This window comes from Pleionea litopenaei (genome assembly GCF_031198435.1).
Classification (GTDB): domain Bacteria; phylum Pseudomonadota; class Gammaproteobacteria; order Enterobacterales; family Kangiellaceae; genus Pleionea; species Pleionea litopenaei.
Genome location: NZ_CP133548.1, coordinates 1635312 through 1653220, shown reverse-complemented (window position 1 = coordinate 1653220; position 17909 = coordinate 1635312). Strand labels below are relative to the sequence as shown.

At 45.0% G+C, this 17909-nt stretch carries 15 protein-coding genes; 11 read left to right on the top strand and 4 right to left on the bottom strand.

What is annotated here, in order from left to right; genetic code table 11:
* Positions 1-51 precede the first annotated feature (51 nt).
* Positions 52-4305 carry a hypothetical protein gene (locus Q9312_RS07360; RefSeq protein ID WP_309203945.1) on the top strand — a complete coding sequence of 1418 codons (4254 nt, stop codon included), beginning with the start codon at positions 52-54 and terminating at the stop codon, positions 4303-4305.
* 93 nt (positions 4306-4398) lie between these two features.
* Here the strand turns inward: Q9312_RS07360 and Q9312_RS07355 are convergent, their stop codons facing one another.
* The 3 genes from Q9312_RS07355 to Q9312_RS07345 form a co-directional block, all read right to left on the bottom strand.
* Positions 4399-4884 (bottom strand): pilin, encoded by a 486-nt coding sequence (locus tag Q9312_RS07355; protein WP_309203944.1) that lies wholly within the window; start codon positions 4882-4884, stop codon positions 4399-4401.
* The gene (locus tag Q9312_RS07350; protein ID WP_309203943.1) at positions 4881-5615 is read right to left on the bottom strand and encodes a hypothetical protein; all 735 of its coding nucleotides are present in this window, start codon (positions 5613-5615) and stop codon (positions 4881-4883) included. The genes Q9312_RS07355 and Q9312_RS07350 overlap by 4 nt, the downstream gene beginning before the upstream one ends.
* 172 nt (positions 5616-5787) lie before the next feature.
* A complete protein-coding gene (locus tag Q9312_RS07345) occupies positions 5788-6261 on the bottom strand; it encodes a hypothetical protein (protein WP_309203942.1) in 474 nt (157 codons plus the stop codon).
* 674 nt (positions 6262-6935) lie between these two features.
* On the opposite strand from Q9312_RS07345, the gene rpsF reads away from it, so the two are divergent.
* From rpsF to Q9312_RS07295, 10 genes are all read left to right on the top strand, one after another.
* Positions 6936-7331, top strand: coding sequence for a 30S ribosomal protein S6 (gene rpsF, locus Q9312_RS07340; RefSeq protein ID WP_309203941.1), 396 nt, complete (start codon positions 6936-6938; stop codon positions 7329-7331).
* Positions 7332-7347: 16 nt separating this feature from the next.
* Positions 7348-7575, top strand: coding sequence for a 30S ribosomal protein S18 (rpsR, locus tag Q9312_RS07335; protein ID WP_309203940.1), 228 nt, complete (start codon positions 7348-7350; stop codon positions 7573-7575).
* 64 nt (positions 7576-7639) lie between these two features.
* Positions 7640-8092, top strand: coding sequence for a 50S ribosomal protein L9 (gene rplI / locus Q9312_RS07330; RefSeq protein WP_309203939.1), 453 nt, complete (start codon positions 7640-7642; stop codon positions 8090-8092).
* A 194-nt stretch (positions 8093-8286) separates the two neighbouring features.
* Positions 8287-9663 carry a replicative DNA helicase gene (gene dnaB / locus Q9312_RS07325; RefSeq protein ID WP_309203938.1) on the top strand — a complete coding sequence of 459 codons (1377 nt, stop codon included), beginning with the start codon at positions 8287-8289 and terminating at the stop codon, positions 9661-9663.
* Positions 9663-10739, top strand: a complete 1077-nt coding sequence (alr, locus tag Q9312_RS07320) for an alanine racemase (protein ID WP_309203937.1) — start codon at positions 9663-9665, stop codon at positions 10737-10739. The genes dnaB and alr overlap by 1 nt, the downstream gene beginning before the upstream one ends.
* Positions 10736-11146, top strand: coding sequence for a secondary thiamine-phosphate synthase enzyme YjbQ (locus tag Q9312_RS07315; RefSeq protein WP_309203936.1), 411 nt, complete (start codon positions 10736-10738; stop codon positions 11144-11146). The genes alr and Q9312_RS07315 overlap by 4 nt, the downstream gene beginning before the upstream one ends.
* Positions 11147-11408: 262 nt before the next feature.
* Positions 11409-13949: a TonB-dependent receptor plug domain-containing protein gene (locus tag Q9312_RS07310; RefSeq protein ID WP_309203935.1), complete on the top strand. Its 2541-nt coding sequence runs from the start codon at positions 11409-11411 to the stop codon at positions 13947-13949.
* A gap of 153 nt (positions 13950-14102) precedes the next feature.
* On the top strand, positions 14103-14984 hold the full coding sequence (gene htpX / locus Q9312_RS07305) for a protease HtpX (RefSeq protein WP_309203934.1): 882 nt from the start codon (positions 14103-14105) through the stop codon (positions 14982-14984).
* A 220-nt stretch (positions 14985-15204) separates the two neighbouring features.
* Positions 15205-15576: a Tar ligand binding domain-containing protein gene (locus Q9312_RS07300; RefSeq protein WP_309203933.1), complete on the top strand. Its 372-nt coding sequence runs from the start codon at positions 15205-15207 to the stop codon at positions 15574-15576.
* A complete protein-coding gene (locus Q9312_RS07295; protein ID WP_309203932.1) occupies positions 15498-17204 on the top strand; it encodes a methyl-accepting chemotaxis protein in 1707 nt (568 codons plus the stop codon). Before Q9312_RS07300 ends, Q9312_RS07295 begins: the two co-directional genes overlap by 79 nt.
* Positions 17205-17479: 275 nt before the next feature.
* On the opposite strand, the gene Q9312_RS07290 is transcribed toward Q9312_RS07295, so the two are convergent.
* Entirely contained in the window at positions 17480-17884 is a 405-nt protein-coding gene (locus Q9312_RS07290) for a DUF3718 domain-containing protein (RefSeq protein WP_309203931.1), read from the bottom strand.
* Positions 17885-17909 lie beyond the last annotated feature (25 nt).

Below are 17909 nucleotides of genomic sequence, written 5' to 3'. Positions count from 1 at the left end.
TAGCGAAGTTGTAGGTGTAAAAAACAATAACAAATACTTTAGGAGAGAGCGATGTCCAAGGTGGTGAAAGCAACGCTATTTATTTTTAGTTTTTGGTTATCGGCTTGGGCAGCGCAAGACAAAGTCGTCCCTGATGAGTTAAAGCCATGGATTCCTTGGGTTAACAAACACATTGATTTTTTAGATTGCCCCATGACGTTAGGCGCCGAGCCTTTATCTGAGCAGCACCGGTTGTGTGCATGGCCCGGAAAACTTAATTTGTCGCTAAGCCGAACGCGTGGTGAGTTTGAACAGAACTGGAAAGTGTATAAAAAAAGTTTTGTTCCGCTTCCTGGCAACTCCAAAGCTTGGCCAGTCATGGTGACAGTGAACGCGCAACCGACGATTATTATTGACCGTGGCGGATATCCTTATGTTGAGCTACCCAAAGGCACATCGAAGGTTATGGGCTACTGGAAGTGGGACTCTCAACCAGAGTCACTGCATATCCCTGAAGTTAGTCGTTACCTAGCCGCAAAGCTTAATGGTTCTCCGATAGATTTTCCAGAAATTCAGGGCAGTCATTTGTTTCTAGCTGAATCAGAGCAAAAGCTTGAAGCTGACTCTCTCGACATCTTGGCTTTTCGCTTAATTCGCGATGGACAACCTATCACTTCTAATGTGCAAGTTGAATTGAGTGTGAGTGGCGCATCGAGACAAGTGAATTTGGGTCCCGTGTTATTGGATGGCTTCAAGCCATCGAAAATTGTCTCTGATTTACCGGCGTTCCTTAATGCGAATGGCGAACTTATTGTCACATTGCGCTCAGGAAACTGGTCGCTCGGTGTTGAGAGTTATGCGGGCGCAGAGTTAACAAGGTTCACGCTGTCTAAACCATCTGATATCTGGCCAACACAAGAGATTTGGAGCTTCGATGATGCACCCAAAGTGAGAATTGCGACTCTAGAAGGGCTTTCGGTGGTTGATCCTGAGTCGGTGAATGTGCCGTCACAATGGGAAAGATATCCAAGCTTTCTTTACTCTAGCAATGGTGTTGCAACCGTTAATGAAAAGTTACGCGGTATACCACAAAACGTCAGTAACCGATTAACCTTAAACCGTCGCTTGTGGTTAGACTTCGACCGCGAGCAATGGTCATTTGATGATCGTATAGCCGGCGAAATGCGCAGCGAGTGGCGGTTAGACATGGGTGCTCCTTATCAATTACTGCGTGCCGATGAAGCGGCAGAACCTTTGTTAATCACCGCGCTCAACGGTGAACAAACGGGTGTTGAATTGCGTTATCCAAATGTCGAAGTAACCGCCAGTGGTTCATTATCTGCAACGTCGACGGTTCCGGTTAGCGGTTGGTCTAGTTCGTTTGAAAAGGTCACTTGGCAACTGAGTTTACCACCTGCAAACCGCTTGTTAATGGCTACGGGTGCTGAGTTTAATAATGGCTGGCTGAACAAGTGGAGTTTATGGGATTTATTTTGGTTGATGATTGTCGTTGCCTTGTGCGTCCATTATGGCTCGAAAATCTTAGCGGTTACCGCGGGCGTATCGATGACATTAATGTTTCATGAACAAGGAGCGCCTCTCGTCTCCCTGACTAATTTATTGTTGGCGTTTATACTCTACCAGCAAACAGCCTTAAAAAATAATGTGTGGGTGTGGATTAAACGTATTTATTTGGGGCTATCTGTTTTGAGTTTTATTGTTTTGCTAGGTCTGTTTACGGTGCAACAAATACGCGTACTTATTCATCCGCAATTAGAACATTATTCACCGACCAGTAGTTATGGCAATAATTTTTCAGACGCTGCACCCGAGTTGTTGAGTGCTCCACCAAGTAAACCAAGAACACAGGGCCCAGCGCTGGAAGAAAAGTCTGTATCAAAAATCACAGTGACCGGAAGTCGCATCAAACGATCAGATGTGATGCAACGCTACGAAGAAAATACCGTCGTACAAACCGGTGCCGGAAAACCTAATTGGCAGTGGAATGAATATCGTGTCGAATGGAATTCGCCAGTGAGCCGTGAGCAAACCGTCGGACTTGTCATTGCTTCTCCCTGGATGATGACACTGTGGCGTTTAGTAATGATTCTAGGTTTGTTTGCGAGTGTGTATTTTCTCGCCATGCGTCAGTGGCCGCAAAAATTGAGTATCAATCAGTTTAAGTCACTTACACCTTTGTTGTTGTTGATTGCGATTACTCCATTTTCTCAGTCGGGTTTCAGCGAAGTGCCGTCTAATGCCGTGTTGAAAGAGTTACAACAATGGCTCCATCAACCAGAAGAGTGTGCACCGCATTGCGTTACGTTATCGGGTGTTCGAGTATTAAATGATGTGCGTGACAAAAATGATCTTTTGATACTTGAACTGCGAGCGGATGCGTTGGCTGACGTAGCGATTCCGCTACCGCACTCGAGTGAGTGGCATTTAACCGATGTGAGAATCAATGATCGCCCGAGCAACTGGGTGGTACGAAAAGATAATCAAGACTGGTTATTTGTTGAAAAAGGACGTCAAAAAATTGCCTTAAGCGGTATTATTTCTAAGCGCAGTTCATTCGCAATTAACTTCCCAATGAAGCCGTATAACATTCAAAACCTATCCTCGATCTGGTCGACCGAAGGTGTTCACAATGGCAGTCTCTCTGGGAATGCATTGACCTTAGTAAAACATCCCAGTGCGATTGCCAAAGACAGTGCCGTGTCGAATGAATCGCCGAGTGTTGCGAACAACAATTCTCAAGCAGTTAGCATTCAGCCGATGGTAACGATCAAGCGTCGGTTTTGGTTCGATACGCGCTGGGAGGTTCATACCACGGTAGAACGAATTGCTCCAACGAGTGGCGAAATTAATGTCTCTGTGCCTTTGTTACCCTTTGAGCGAGTCATCACTCAGCAGTCGCAAATCAAAGATGGCGCTATTCAATTGCAACTTCTTTCTGATGAAGACTCCGTCGATTGGCGATCATCCATTGAACGACAGTCGCAACTTGAGCTATCGGTTGCTACGGATGCCGCCTTCGTTGAAGAGTGGTTAGTGTTAGTCGCTCACCAGTGGCGCTTTGAAGTGAATGGCGTTAATCCTGTTTGGCCAGAGTCGATTGATCGCAATGATCTTTGGGAATTCCGTTATTTGCCGCGTAAAGGTGAATCCTTAACGCTTAATCTGGAAGCTCCGAAGCCGATAGAAGGAGAAAGTTTGGCATTCGATAAACTTGAGTTGATGGTCACGCCAGGGCAACTGCAAGAATCGCTAAAACTCTCGACACAATATCGCAGTTCTCGCGGTGGACAAAGTAGTTTAAGATTAGGTGAAGGAGATCATCTTAAGTCATGGCTCGATGGCAGTGAAGTGTATTTGCAACTGCAAGAAGGAGATGTCGACTACACGACCGCACCAGGGCAACATCAGTTGATGTTGCATTGGACACGTAACCAAAACATGAGCTTCTATTCGAGTTTACCTGAGATAGATTTAAAAGCTCCGGTCAGCAATTTATCCATTAGTTGGAAGGTACCGAGCGACCGTTGGATTATTTGGACCAGCGGCCCAGTTATTGGTCCGGCCATTATTTATTGGGGAGAACTGCTTGCCTTTTTAGCCTTGGCGTTAATTTTATGGCGAACCAAAATCCTTCCGATTAAAGCCTATCAGTGGTTGCTGCTAGGGTTGGGTTTGAGCATGCAGAGTTGGGGATTGTTGGTGTTGGTCACCGTGTGGATGTTGGCGCTTGCTGCCCATGGTCGATTCCGCGATAAGCTAGGCGTCGATGGTTTCAATGTTGCCCAGATTTTACTGGCAATATTTAGTGTGCTCACCATTATTAGTTTGTTAGTCGCAATACCAATGGGGCTATTAAGCCGTCCTGATATGGGAATTATGGGGAATGGTTCGAACGGGTACTTGTTGCAATGGTACCTCGATAAGAGCAGTGGAGCGATTCCAGACGTGGCGATTTATTCTTTGCCTCTGTGGGTCTTTAAAACACTGATGTTGGCCTGGGCTCTTTGGTTAGCTTTCTCAATCGTTAAATGGATAAAATGGGGATGGAGCGTGCTTAATGAGTCGGAGTTTTTACGCAGTCGACCGAAAACCCCTAAAAAGCAGCCAGCTGCAAACAAAGCCATGTCGTCTACTCAGTCGTCTAACCATCAAGATGGAGAACTTGATTCTTCAACGGATAATTCTTCAACGGATAATTCTGCAGCGGATAATTCTTCAAAGAGTGAACATGCTGAAAGAGATTCTGGTGAGGGGGATTCTGCTGAAGGAGGCTTGGCTGATAGAGACTCTGCGAAGCCTGAGTAACTGAGAGTCATTGTGCAATAAAAAAAGGCGCTTCATGCGCCTTTTTTTTATGTTAGAAAACAAAAGGTTTTCAACGTAAGAATCAAGATGCGCTTAAGGATAACCACGACAGGCTGAAGGCATGTAGACATGCTCTAGTGATGTCTTATTTTCGCCAATCGGCTCCATACCATTGGGCGTTTCTCCATTACCGCAAAGCCAACTCATTGGGCTCATTGGACTGCCAGTGACAACGAGAGGCCGAATACTCATCACTTTATCTTTGATGTGCAAGTTAATTTTTTGACCAAAAGTAATATGAATAGCGCCGTCACTAATTTCAACGCCGCTGACATAATTGCCGATCAGTTTATTGGCTTCAGGTAGTCCTGCTTCTCGATTGTCTTTTGGAAAGCGTCCACGATCTTTGTAAAACTCTTTGATGGCCGGTTTAAGTTCTTCGCTAAGGGTAAACCCTTCCACAATTTGAGCACGAATAACGTAAGCTTGATAAGCTGGCAGTGCTATGGCAGCCAAAATACCAATGATCGAAACGACAATCATTAATTCGATTAAAGTGAATCCTTTGACTTGATTCATTGGATAACTCCTAGTTGAAATATGGGTAAGTAAAATGCAATCAGTAATGAGGCGATGGTATACACGACTAATAACTGCACTGTGACGGTTAATAGTCGGCTCTTAAATAAAGCCTTGCGTTCAAATTCGCTCAACAAATCTGAAGTGATCAGCGCAACTTCTTGATCGCCAATAGCAAACTTCTCGGCCAGCGCAATGCGTTTTTCTTGATCGGAGTCGGTTGACTCTGAGTGTTTCGGATAGGCAAAGTCAGCAATGGTTCTCTCGAGTTTCTGGCTGTTGCTGTAAATGGCAGCGACCGGAGGTATTAACCTGACTATCCAACTCGGTTTATGGTTGAGTCGTTGGGCCTTTTTTAGACTAAAGCTGACAATAAAAAGTAAAATAGTTAGAAGAATTAACAACACCGTCAGCACGCTGCTGAACTCTAGTGTAAACAATGAGAACGACGGTAACTCTGATCCAAAGGACTCGAAAATCTCATTAAACTGGGGCAGAACAAATAGATTCATAGTTGCATGGATAATGGTCACTAAAACCAACAACACTAATAAGTAGCTTAAATTAAGAATGAGTTGGGTGGTGATGGTTGTAAAAACTTGGTCTTTACTAAGCAAAGCATTACTAACGGCGGCGAGTCGAGATGACTTTAAGCTTTTATCTTGCAAAAGTAAGTTTAATGGATGATTAGGTGCCCAAGCTTCGCAAGCTTTCGACCATGACTTGTGCACGGCATAAAGTTCTTCTAATCGACGTAAGTGCGATTGTACATCTAAGTCATCTTCTTGCTTTAACTCGTCTAAAGCGAGAGCAAAGTCTTTTTTTCTGAGTAGATTTGTGTCAGCAATCTCGCGACAAAATCTACATTTGCAGACAATGGTCGGCTCATAGGAATCCTTGTTGTTATTGATCGGCTTTTACATAAGGAAGTCGAACTGTCTTAATTGGAGACAGCGGCATACTTTGTTTAAAAACATAGGTATATCCCAGTTCTTGTTGTTGTTTATTTTTAACTAAAATCGTTAACTGATTGGTTTCGACTCGACACGCTTTGTCGTCTCGCTCAGGGTGTGAATAGTTTTGTTGCGCGACGGTCCAACATACGTCGTTCTCTTTGTCATCCATGATGATTGAACCATCATGGGCACTCAAGGTTATCCAATCGACTCGCGCTGACGTCAACATAAAATCTGACTCTGCCCGTTTGGCTGAGTTGAGAAGTTGAGGTATGAAATGGGAGAGTAATCCGGTGACTAATATAATAGTCACGACCGCCAGTAAAATATCGACCGACAAGCGAAACATCCATTCCATTAACGTCAGAGATTTCGCGTGATAAACCTGCTTGGCCACTCGGCGAGCGATTGCTGTATTCACTATTTTCGTGTCCCATATTTCGGTATTAAAGACTTTTTTCTTTAATCGGCTTTCTTCATAAGAGCTCTCTAGAAAAGAGACCTTTCTAAAAAAGCACTCTAAAAAGAGCTGGCTAATTTTTTTGTAGAAGCCTAATCTGCATGGCATAAATAAAATACCTAGTAGTCAATGCCTGCGTTGATGCGGCCCTTAACGTCCTTGTTTTAATTAATCCTAAAAGCTCGAACATGAGCCCAAACTAGAAACGTTCATTCTTACCGAAGTTTTCTTTGGTTGCACTCTGAGCATAAGGTATCGCATCGGAAGCAGTAGTCAGCGGTCGCAATGATTTATTACACTTTGGGCTTATTACCAGTTGCGGCTTATTACCAGTTGCGGCTTATTACCAGTTGCGGCTTATTACCAGTTGCGGCTTATTACCAATCTTGGATGCCGCCCGGTGCAGGCACACTTGGCAAACCGAAGTTAATGGGTGTTTGATATTCAAAAACTTCGACGCATCCCCTGTACTCATGCGGTTTGTCAGACGATAAACCGGTTGATCCTTTACCCGGCTCCGCGTATAATCCGCCGCTCGTTTTCTGCACTCAGCAGAAAATTTATTACAATTTGGTTAACTCCTTGTTATTACTCAAAAAAATGAAGTAATGGCTGGAATCCAAAAGGAGAAATTAATGAATCACTACGAAATCGTATTCATGGTGCACCCTGATCAAAGCGATCAAGTACCTGCAATGATCGAGAAGTACACCAACATCGTGACTGAAGCAGAAGGCAAAATCCACCGTCTAGAAGACTGGGGTCGTCGCCAACTGGCTTACGCCATCGAAAACGTACACAAAGCGCATTACGTGTTAATGAACATCGAGTGTGACTTTGCTGCTGTTGAAGAAATTGAGAACATTTTCCGATTCAACGATGCCGTTCTTCGTCATATGACCATTCGTCGTAAAGGTCCTATCACTGAAGCATCTCCTCTAGCAAAAGACGACAGCTCTGAGCGTTCATCTGCACCTGCTAAGGACTCATCTGAAACCGAATCAACTGCAGAAGAAGCTGCGGCTGAATAACTAGGAGGAATTGAACATGTCTCGTTTTTTCCGTCGTCGTAAATTCTGTCGCTTCACAGCAGAAAACGTTACTGAAATTGATTACAAAGATCTGGCCACTTTAAAAGCCTACATCACTGAAACTGGTAAAATCGTACCTAGCCGTATTACTGGTACTAGCTCTAAATACCAACGCCAATTAGCGCGTGCGGTAAAACGAGCCCGTTTCTTGGCCTTGTTGCCGTACAGCGACTCACACAAGTAAGTCGAACGAGCGACTCAATGAATGTTGAGTCTTAGTTGTCAGATTAATTAAAGAGGAAAGACTGATGGAAGTCATTCTGTTGGAAAAAATCCGTAACCTAGGTGACTTAGGTGACAAAGTATCAGTAGCTAACGGTTACGGCCGTAACTACTTGGTTCCGCACGGTAAAGCTGTACCGGCGACTAAAGATAACTTAGAAGCTTTTGAAGCTCGTCGTGCAGAGTTAGAGAAGCAAGCTGCTGAATTATTATCTGCCGCTGAAGCTCGTGCAGAAAAGCTTAAAGAGTTAGTCGTAACGATTCCAGCCAATGCTGGTGATGAAGGCAAATTGTTCGGTTCTATCGGAACTCGTGACATTGCTGACGCAATCACTGCAGCGGGTACTGAAGTTGAAAAAGCTGAAGTAAAAATGCCACATGGCGTTATCCGTAATACTGGTGAGTTCGAAATCGACCTAGCGTTGCACACTGATGTTACTGTTACCATCAAGGTAAACGTAGTACCAGAAGCTGCTTAAGCGATAGCTTGATACCGAAAAAGGGGCTATTTAGCCCCTTTTTTTATGCCAGACAAAAAATACTTAGGTTTGGTACATTTGTGACCAAATTTTCGCAAAAGACCCTAGCTGTTAGACAATTTTTCGATACAATAGCTGATTAGTTAGAGCATTCCGTAACTCATTAAAATCCAGATTAAAGCAGATTTAGACGTATGGCTGAAAAAGACCCAACAACCGCCCAGTTAAAGATACCTCCGCATTCCATCGAAGCTGAGCAGTCCGTGTTAGGCGGGTTAATGCTAGATAACGATGCATGGGAGAAAGTTGGCGATAAACTGGTTGCTGATGACTTTTATACCAAAGAACATCGGGCTATTTTTCGAGCAACCTCTTATTTAGCTCAAAACAATCAGCCGATGGATGTGATCACGCTGCACGAATTCCTAGAACGAGAAGGAGAGGCCGATAACGTCGGTGGCTTAGCCTATCTTGGTGAGTTAGCAAAAAACACACCCAGCGCTGCAAACATTGAGGCTTATGCGGCCATTGTTCGCGAGCGAGCAATATTGAGAGAGTTGATCTCAGTTTCTAATAGCATTGCTGATTCGGCATTTTTTCCGAAGGGCCGTAAGTCTGATGAATTGTTAGATAGCGCCGAATCGAAGGTGTTTAAGATCGCTGAAAAGCGAGAAAACAAAGATGCAGGATTAAAAATCGCATCGACCTTTCTTCAAGAAACGCTGGATCGCATTCAAAGTGCGGTTGACTCTAAGGGCGGCATCACTGGACTCTCAACAGGGTTCAAAGATTTAGATAAGAAAACAAATGGGTTACAAAAAACCGATTTATTAATCGTTGCTGGTCGTCCTGCTATGGGTAAAACCACCTTTGCGATGAATATTGCAGAGCATGCTTCCATTCACAGCGGTAAACCCGTTTTGGTTTACAGCATGGAGATGCCGGCCAATCAATTGCTGATGCGTTCTTTTGCTTCCATTGGTGGCGTCGATGCGACTCGGTTGCGAACCGGGCACTTAGACGACAAAGATTGGGACAACCTGATGGTGGCCACCAATATTCTCAAAAATAATTGTAAAATGTTTATCGATGACTCGCCTGGTCTTTCGCCTTCAGAAGTTCGCTCTCGAGCGAGACGGGTTGTGCGTGAGCACGGCGACATCGGCTTGATCGTAATTGACTATTTACAGCTGATGCAGGTGCCAGGATTGTCTGATAACCGAACGCTCGAAATTTCGGAAATCTCTCGTAGTTTAAAAGCCTTGGCAAAAGAACTTAAAGTACCGGTCATGGCATTGTCACAGTTAAACCGCTCGTTGGAACAACGTGCTGATCGGCGGCCTGTTATGTCAGACTTACGTGAATCAGGGGCGATTGAGCAAGACGCCGACATTATTATGTTCGTTTACCGCGATGAGGTTTACAACAAAGACTCCGAAGACAATAAAGGTAAAGCCGAAGTCATTATTGGCAAGCAACGGAACGGCCCGATTGGTACGGTCCATTTAGCCTTCCAAGGACATTACAACCGCTTTGCTAATTTAGCCTATGAGTATGATGAAGGCTTCTAATGCGACCGACTCGAGCTGTAATTCATCTGTCTGCGATTGAGCACAATCTAGCACTTATTCGTACCATGGCACCGCAAAGTAAAATCATGGCGGTGGTCAAAGCTGATGCCTATGGTCACGGAATCGTGAAGGTTGCGCAATGCTTGGAGCATGCCGATGCGTTGGCCGTTGCCTGCATTGAAGAGGCAATCGAGCTGCGAAATGGAGGTATTGATAAGCCCATTATTTTGCTTGAAGGAATATTTGAGGCATCGGAGCTTGACCTGATTGAACAGCTTGATTTGCAAATGGTGATTCATAATCAGCAGCAGGTGGCGATGTTGCTTGAGCATCCTCCGCAAAAGGCGCTGGATATTTGGCTGAAGCTTGATTCCAAAATGAATCGTTTGGGCTTTTCAGCTGAACAGTTTCGTGAAAATTTTGAGCGGTTATCGAGCAAACCCTTTATTCGACATCTGCGCTTAATGACGCATTTTGCCTGTGCAGACGATATTCATAACCCAATGACACAAGAGCAGCTGGTTGAGTTTAAGAGATTGACAGAGAGCTTATCGGGAGAGAAAACCGCAGCGAACTCTGCCGCCGTTTTAGCCTGGCCCGAGTCGCACTTTGATTGGGTGAGGCCTGGACTCATGTTGTATGGGTGCTCTCCGTTGTTAGACGCGACAGGTTCTGACCATCAGTTGCGACCTGCGATGACGCTTGAGTCTAAGGTCATTACGATTAAACCCGTCAAAGCCGGAGAGTCGGTTGGCTATGGTGCAAATTGGCGAGCTGAGCAAGATACGCAAGTCGCCATTATCGCCATAGGCTATGGCGATGGTTATCCCCGGCATGCGAAGAATGGGACACCCGTTTGGTTGAATGGACGGATAGTGCCCATTGCTGGACGAGTTTCGATGGATATGATCGCCGTGGACATTGGCAGCAACAATACTGACAGGGTAGGTGATCGGGTCGTACTGTGGGGGCCGGAACTTCCTGTCGAGCAAGTGGCGACTCATGCCGATACCATTCCCTACACTCTGCTCTGTGGAGTGACTTCTCGAGTTAAGTTCCATTGGAGTGAGCAGTGACTCAGTGGATAGACGTCACCACTCATGGACAAGGGCTCTATGAGATTACTCGTACCCTGACTAACCTAATCAATGAAAATAGTGTTCAAGAGGGGTTGTGTACCTTGTTTGTGTGCCACACCTCTTGCAGTCTAACCATTCAAGAAAATGCTGATCCGTCGGCTCAGGCAGACCTTGAACGATGGTTAAATCGATTGGTTCCTGAAAACGATGCCTTGTACACTCATACCTGTGAGGGACCGGATGATATGCCCGCGCATATCAAAGCCGCATTGACCGCCACGACACTGTCGATTCCGATCCACCAAGGACGATTGGTTCTTGGGACCTGGCAGGGCGTTTTTCTATGGGAACACCGTCACGCAAGTCATCGTCGACGGGCTGCCGTCTCGATTATTTCTGAGTAAATCGCCGCCTTCTTTGCGCTTCATCTTTTCGACTTTCGTCTAAATAATGCTTCACCATCAGCTTAAAACTTGCTCAAAATCGCGAAAACCTATACAGTTTTTATATCTCAATATGAAAACTGTGCTGGTTTTTTTGGTTAAAAGCTTGTTTTTAGAGATCAACGTTAGGTAAATTCTTTCGCGTAGAGAGTTTTTCCTCTCACTGGCCAAGCTAAGTTGTATGGCAACCGACTATAAAAATGAATAACCGGGAGTACGACTAATGAACAATCACCGTAAGCGTGGTTCATCCTTTTGGATAAAACCATCGGTCGTGGCAGTTGCCGCAACCCTCTCTCTATCGAGTTTTGCCGCTGAGCAAGATGACGAGAAAAAAGCTAAAGAAAAAAATGAAGACGTTAAAGTTGTTATCGTTGGTTCGCGAGCAGCACCTCGCTCAGTAGGTGAGTCGGCAGTTCCAGTCGATATTATCTCTGGTGAAGAGTTCGAGAGCCAAGGGATCACCGATATGAACTCTATGTTAGCGGTATCGGTTCCATCTTTTAACGTTAATGCACAACCAATCAGTGACGCTGCGACCTTAGTTCGTCCGGCAAACCTACGTGGATTACCACCAGATAGCACATTAATCTTGTTAAATGGCAAACGTCGTCATCGCTCTGCCGTTATTACCTTTCTCGGTGGTGGCTTATCAGATGGCTCGCAAGGCCCTGACATATCCGTTATTCCAAGCATTGCGTTAAAGCAAATTGAAGTGTTACGTGATGGCGCGGCGGCACAGTATGGTTCTGATGCCATTGCTGGTGTAATGAACTTTGTTTTAAAAGACAGTTCTTCGGGTGGCCAAGTGCAGTTGAACAGCGGTCAGTTTTTCGAAGGTGACGGCGCATCGACTGAATTGTCGGTGAATGTAGGGACTGAGTTGTCTGAACGTGGTTTCGCGAATTTTAGTCTTGAATATAAAACGGCGGATCCAACTAGCCGTAGTGTCCAGCGTGACGATGCAGCAGCACTTGCGGCATTGCGTGCCGCGGGCAACGACGACGTCATCGGTGAGATTGCTGATCCTGCGCAAGTTTGGGGCTCTCCTGAAATTAAAGGGGATTACAAACTATTCGCCAACTTGGGCGTGGATCTATCAAATAACTCTCAATGGTACATGTTTGGTAACTTCGCTGAGCGAGAAGTAGAGGGCGGTTTTTATTATCGTAATCCATTTACTCGTTCTGGTGTTAACGCAGATGGCAATGGCAATCACTTAGTTATCGATTTAACACCCAACGATGGTTTGTCATGCCCAGTGTTCCCTGCGGGAGACTTAGCGGGTCTGCGTAATGTTTTTGCCGATCCGAATTGTTTTGCATTTAATGAAATGCTCCCAGGAGGTTTCACGCCAAGTTTCGGTGGTACCGTGACGGATCAGTCTTTGGTGACTGGTTACTCGAAGGAGTTTGATAGCGGTTTTAACTACGATGTAAGCGTGACTTACGGTAAAAACCAAGTCGATTTTAATATTAAAAACACCATCAACCCGTCGCTTGGTCCTGATACGCCAATGGAATTTAGCCCTGGTTCATACAGCCAAGAAGAAAAGGGTTTCAACTTCGATATGTCATACCCAGTAGGTCGAGTAAATATCGCATCTGGTTTTGAGTATCGCGACGAAGCCTTTGGCATTAAAGCCGGTGATGAAGCCTCTTACACCGTTGGTCCTTATGCTGCTGACGGCTTTGGCATCGGTTCTAACGGCTTCCCTGGTTTCCAACCTCGTGATGCGGGTGAATGGAGTCGCAGCAACTGGGCGGCTTATGTTGACGCAGAAATTGACGTAAGTGATAGTTTCTTTATGAGTCTTGCGACGCGTTTTGAAGACTACTCTGACTTTGGGTTTACTGAAAACTCAAAAGTTGCAGGCCGCTTCCAGTGGACTGATGAAGTTGCCATTCGTGCAGCCGTCAGTACTGGTTTTAGAGCGCCAACGGTCGGGCAGTCAAATGTTCGAAACGTAACGACCGCTTTTGGTAACAATGGACTTGAAGATCAAGCGACGCTGCCTCCTACGAATCCGATTTCGATTCAAAAAGGTGGTCAGCCATTGAACCCAGAGCAGTCTAAAAACTTCTCGATTGGTTCGGTAATGGAGTTTGAAAATCTCTTCATTACAGTGGATTACTATCGAATCAAAGTTGAAGATCGTATCAGCTTAACTTCGCCTCAAGCGCTTACCGCACAAGATATTACCGATCTTGTCAATCAAGGTGTTACTGATGCGACAAGCTACAGCTCAGTCCGTTTCTTTACTAACGACTTTGACTCACGCACTCAAGGTATCGATCTTGTTGCCAACTACACAACCAACTGGTTCGATGGTGACACAACCTTAGGCTTAGTTTATAACTGGACTGATACTCAGGTTGATATTTCTAGTTCTAATACCATCAGTGCAACGAGAGCGCGCCTATTAGAAGAAAACCTTCCTGATATTCGTGCGACGCTGTCAATGAATCAAAAGTGGGACCAATGGCGAGCAACCGTTCGTTATAACCATTACTCAGGTTACTATGAAGATCACTTAGATTCTGAAGCCTTCCCAATCGAAGAAGATCGCTCGTTCACACTGGATGTTGAGTTAGGTTACGACATTAACGACAACTTTAACTTGGTATTGGGTGCACAAAATATTACTGATGAAACGCCTGGAGACAATCCTTGGGCGGGAATTGCCGGCGCTAAATATGCGGTGACTTCTCCGTTTGGATTTAACGGAGGGTACTACTACTTCCGTTTGGGTTATGACTTCTAACTTTAATTCGGTAATTATTTGAAACATTTAAAGGCCTGCTTTGCAGGCCTTTTTTCATTTTTGAGCGTACAAAGCCATTGGATTGCCAATGATCTGCCCCCATTTAACTCAGTTGTGTAATCATTCATTGGTTGACTTATTAAGGGTACCGCGATGTTAAGAATAGGTTTGTTCTTATTAACTAATTTGGCCATTGTCGCTTTGGCCGGAATTACCCTGAATTTATTAGGGGTGAATTCAATTTTGCAAAGTAACGGGGCTGATTTAAATTTATCGGCTTTGTTGGTATTTTGTTTTGTGTTCGGAATGGCTGGTGCGCTAGTGTCGCTTTTTATCTCTAAATGGATGGCAAAGCGTTTCACTGGTACGCAGATTATTACGCAACCACGAAATGAACAGGAACGTTGGTTACTTGATACGGTTGCTGATTTATCTGCAAAAGCGGGCATCAAAATGCCAGAAGTCGGCGTTTTTCCGGCGGAACAATCCAATGCCTTTGCCACTGGGTGGAATAAGAACGATGCCTTGGTTGCGGTGAGTGCTGGATTACTTCATCGCTTTAGTCGTGATGAAGTTAGGGCCGTTTTAGGGCATGAAATAGGTCACGTCGCCAATGGTGATATGGTGACCTTGGCGCTGATTCAGGGGGTGGTGAATACCTTCGTGATGTTCTTTGCTCGCATCATTGGTCACACCGTCGATCGTGTCGTTTTCAAAACTGAACGAGGTTTGGGTATCGGTTATTACATAGTGACTTTTGTCGCTGAAATTATTCTTGGTTTCTTTGCGGCAATGATTGTTGCATGGTTTAGTCGACGACGAGAGTATCGAGCTGATCAGGCGGGCGCATCTTTAGCCGATCGACACTCCATGATTTCCGCTTTGGCTCGATTAAAAGCTGAAAGTGGGCTCGAGAACCAAATGCCCAGCACCATGTCTGCTTTTGGAATCACGGGTGGCAAGGCCTCTTTGGCATCGCTACTGGCCTCTCACCCTCCATTAGATGAGCGCATTCGAGCGCTTCAATCCTCATAATTGGTATAAAAAACAGCCAACTAAGCCAAGAAGTTAATAAATTTCTTGGCTATAGGGCTTAATTCACTGTTTTTCCGGCCGATATAACCTTTACCGAGATTTCAAGCAAGATGTAAGTTCTTGATCTAAGCTATTAAGGTAAGGTGGAAGGGGTTTCGAATATTTCCATCCAATCTTGGTTCAATGGCAGCAAAAAAATAAGTGAAAAGCAGGGTTTCTTATGAATTTAACGGTATCAACTCGTATAGCTGGCGGCTTTGGTGTAGTCGTCTTGTTATTGTTGGTGATTAGCATTGTCAGTTTATCTGGCGTCGGCAACATCAACCAAAACTTGAGTAATGTAGTCGATAAAGCGACACCAATGCTGCAAGCCAATGGAGAGCTCATCTCTACCTTGTTAGAAGCGAACGATAGAGTGAATCGTCATCGAAAAATCGAGGTTATCGAAGAGTTGAGCACCTACGAAGGGTCCTACAACGAATTTATTGCGAATTACCAGTCACGCAAAAGCAAATGCTCAGTCTTATCACTGAGCACCCAGAGATTGCCAAGCCTTTCAAACAAAGCCAAGAGTCCGTTGATCAATACTTAGAAAAAATCCCCGTGGTTTTTGAAAGTCATCGTCAAGAATTAGAGTTAGCGAAACAAATAAGTGGACAGCGTTCTGGGTTTGAAGACATCGCAGATGAACTTGATAGCCTTATTTACGATTTAAGCGAAGATACGACTGAAACCGAAGATGCTAATGAAGTTCGCTCGATTGGAAACTTAATTCGAGAGGGAACCATCAGCACGACTGACGCCCTGAATTTAACTGAAATCACGACCATAGAAATCGTTCAAAAAGATCTAAGAGCCATTGTTGATTCTGCGAAAGATAAATACGCCAAATTGGCGGGTACCAGCGCTCAGAATTCCGAGTATTACGCAGAAACAGGCAGCGCATTAAACAAGTTTCAAGATTTAGCAACGGGCAGTGATGGATTGCTCAATCGCTACGTTGCCCAATTACAAGCCGGTCAGCGGTCAGTTGATACTTTGATTCAAGCGGAGCAAAATTTAACCGATGCGATTTCTAGCTTACGTGGTGCCGTCGTTGAAGTTAAGAAATTTGCGGACAGTTCGAAAGAGCAAGCGGTTTCTGAGGTCAACAAAAGCCGAACCATTATTATCATTATCGCTTTAATTGCGGTGGCAGCTGGCGTCTTTATTTCACTGCTCGTTATCAGAAGTATAAGAAAGCCATTGAGCCAAGTCGTGGAAGTGATTGGAAACATTGCTGATGGTGATTTAACGCAAAAAATTGATGTTGAACGTAGCGATGAGTTTGGTGAGCTTTCGAACAGTGTTAATGACTTGGTCAACAAGCTGCGAGACATTTTAGGCGGCATAGCCAGTGGTTCTCAGCAGCTAGCGGCAAGTGCAGAACAGACCGAAGCGATTGCGAAGCAAGGACATGACTCGATCAATCGACAGCGCGAACAAACAGAGCTGGTTGCAACAGCGATGGCTGAAATGACGGCGACCGTGAATGAGGTTGCTAATTCAGCGAACAGCACCTTGCAAGAAGTTCAAGGCGCCAACTCTGAAACGCAAACTGGGCAAAGCATCGTCAAACGCAACATTGCGACCATTAACAGCCTAGCCAGCGAAATTGAAAGCGCATCACATGTGATCAACAAATTGAATGAATACAGCGATAACATCGGGTCTGTGCTAGACGTGATTCGTGGTATCGCTGACCAGACCAACCTACTGGCCTTGAATGCTGCCATTGAAGCGGCTCGAGCGGGTGAGCAAGGCCGAGGCTTTGCGGTGGTTGCCGATGAAGTTCGTACCCTAGCGAGCAAAACCCAAGAGTCAACGTCGGAAATTCAAGGCATGATTGAACGCCTTCAAAATGGTACCAAAGACGCAGTGTCGGTGATGGAAAAAAGCCAAGAAGAAGCGCGCATCAGTGTCGATCAGACGGCAAAAGCGGGTGAAGCACTAGAGTCAATCACTCGTGCGGTCGGTGTGATTAATGACATGAGTACTCATATTGCTAGTTCAGCCGAAGAGCAAAGTGCTGTGACCAACGAGATGCATGAAAATATCACGACGATTTCATCTTTGGCTGAGCAGAATGCGCAAGGTGCAAACGAGAGCCTGAGCGCGAGCCAGCAGTTGGCTCGATTGGCGGAGCAGTTGCAGAACATGGTGTCGCAGTTCAGGCTGTAGGCTGAACGGTGATTGCCTGTGCTGTGATACTGACTTGTTATGAACCTAATAATATGAACCTAATACTACGAACTTACAATTGCGAACCGAGTATTATCAAATAATGGCGAGTAAAAAGGTCAACTCAAAAGAGTGATCGAGAGAATAAAGATTAGAAGATTAGAAGACTAAATCAGTCGATGATTAGATTAAAATCATAAAGACTATGAATATAACCACCGTATCAAAAAAGGGGCCTAGGCCCCTTTTTCTTTTTTTGCTCAACTAAACGTGACTTACATTTTAGATTTGTAAAGCTCAACAAACTGTTGCTTTGAAGCGTCACCAGCGGCTACTAAACCCTCTGTCCATTGAATTAACGTTTTACCATCTTCCTCAGGAGCATTGATGGCTTCATCGCCCGCTTTTGAAGCCAGAAACTTGGCGGCTTCAAAAGCATTGTTGACGGTTGCAACACGCAGCAAGCTGCCATCAGCACCGCATTTTATGGCAGGGTAGATGGCGCGTAATCGCATACCAGCTGCCTTAAGTTTACGACGCATGGATGAGCGGTCATCGGTCTTAGCAAAGTCACACAGACTAATAGCAAGGCGTAATAGGTCATCGTCAGCTTTTACCGGCTGAGTGGATACACTCAGTAAAAGGGCGCTACTCGCCGCCGCTAAAACAAATTTTCTCATAGGTTAGCTCCTGTGGTACTTCAAC

Coding starts and splice junctions, on each gene's coding strand:
- htpX (WP_309203934.1), top strand. CDS start 14,103: ATGTTAAGAATAGGTTTGTTCTTATTAACTAATTTGGCCATTGTCGCT.
- Q9312_RS07360 (WP_309203945.1), top strand. CDS start 52: ATGTCCAAGGTGGTGAAAGCAACGCTATTTATTTTTAGTTTTTGGTTA.
- Q9312_RS07310 (WP_309203935.1), top strand. CDS start 11,409: ATGAACAATCACCGTAAGCGTGGTTCATCCTTTTGGATAAAACCATCG.
- rplI (WP_309203939.1), top strand. CDS start 7,640: ATGGAAGTCATTCTGTTGGAAAAAATCCGTAACCTAGGTGACTTAGGT.
- Q9312_RS07300 (WP_309203933.1), top strand. CDS start 15,205: ATGAATTTAACGGTATCAACTCGTATAGCTGGCGGCTTTGGTGTAGTC.
- Q9312_RS07355 (WP_309203944.1), bottom strand. CDS start 4,884: ATGAATCAAGTCAAAGGATTCACTTTAATCGAATTAATGATTGTCGTT.
- alr (WP_309203937.1), top strand. CDS start 9,663: ATGCGACCGACTCGAGCTGTAATTCATCTGTCTGCGATTGAGCACAAT.
- dnaB (WP_309203938.1), top strand. CDS start 8,287: ATGGCTGAAAAAGACCCAACAACCGCCCAGTTAAAGATACCTCCGCAT.
- Q9312_RS07290 (WP_309203931.1), bottom strand. CDS start 17,884: ATGAGAAAATTTGTTTTAGCGGCGGCGAGTAGCGCCCTTTTACTGAGT.
- rpsR (WP_309203940.1), top strand. CDS start 7,348: ATGTCTCGTTTTTTCCGTCGTCGTAAATTCTGTCGCTTCACAGCAGAA.
- rpsF (WP_309203941.1), top strand. CDS start 6,936: ATGAATCACTACGAAATCGTATTCATGGTGCACCCTGATCAAAGCGAT.
- Q9312_RS07295 (WP_309203932.1), top strand. CDS start 15,498: ATGCTCAGTCTTATCACTGAGCACCCAGAGATTGCCAAGCCTTTCAAA.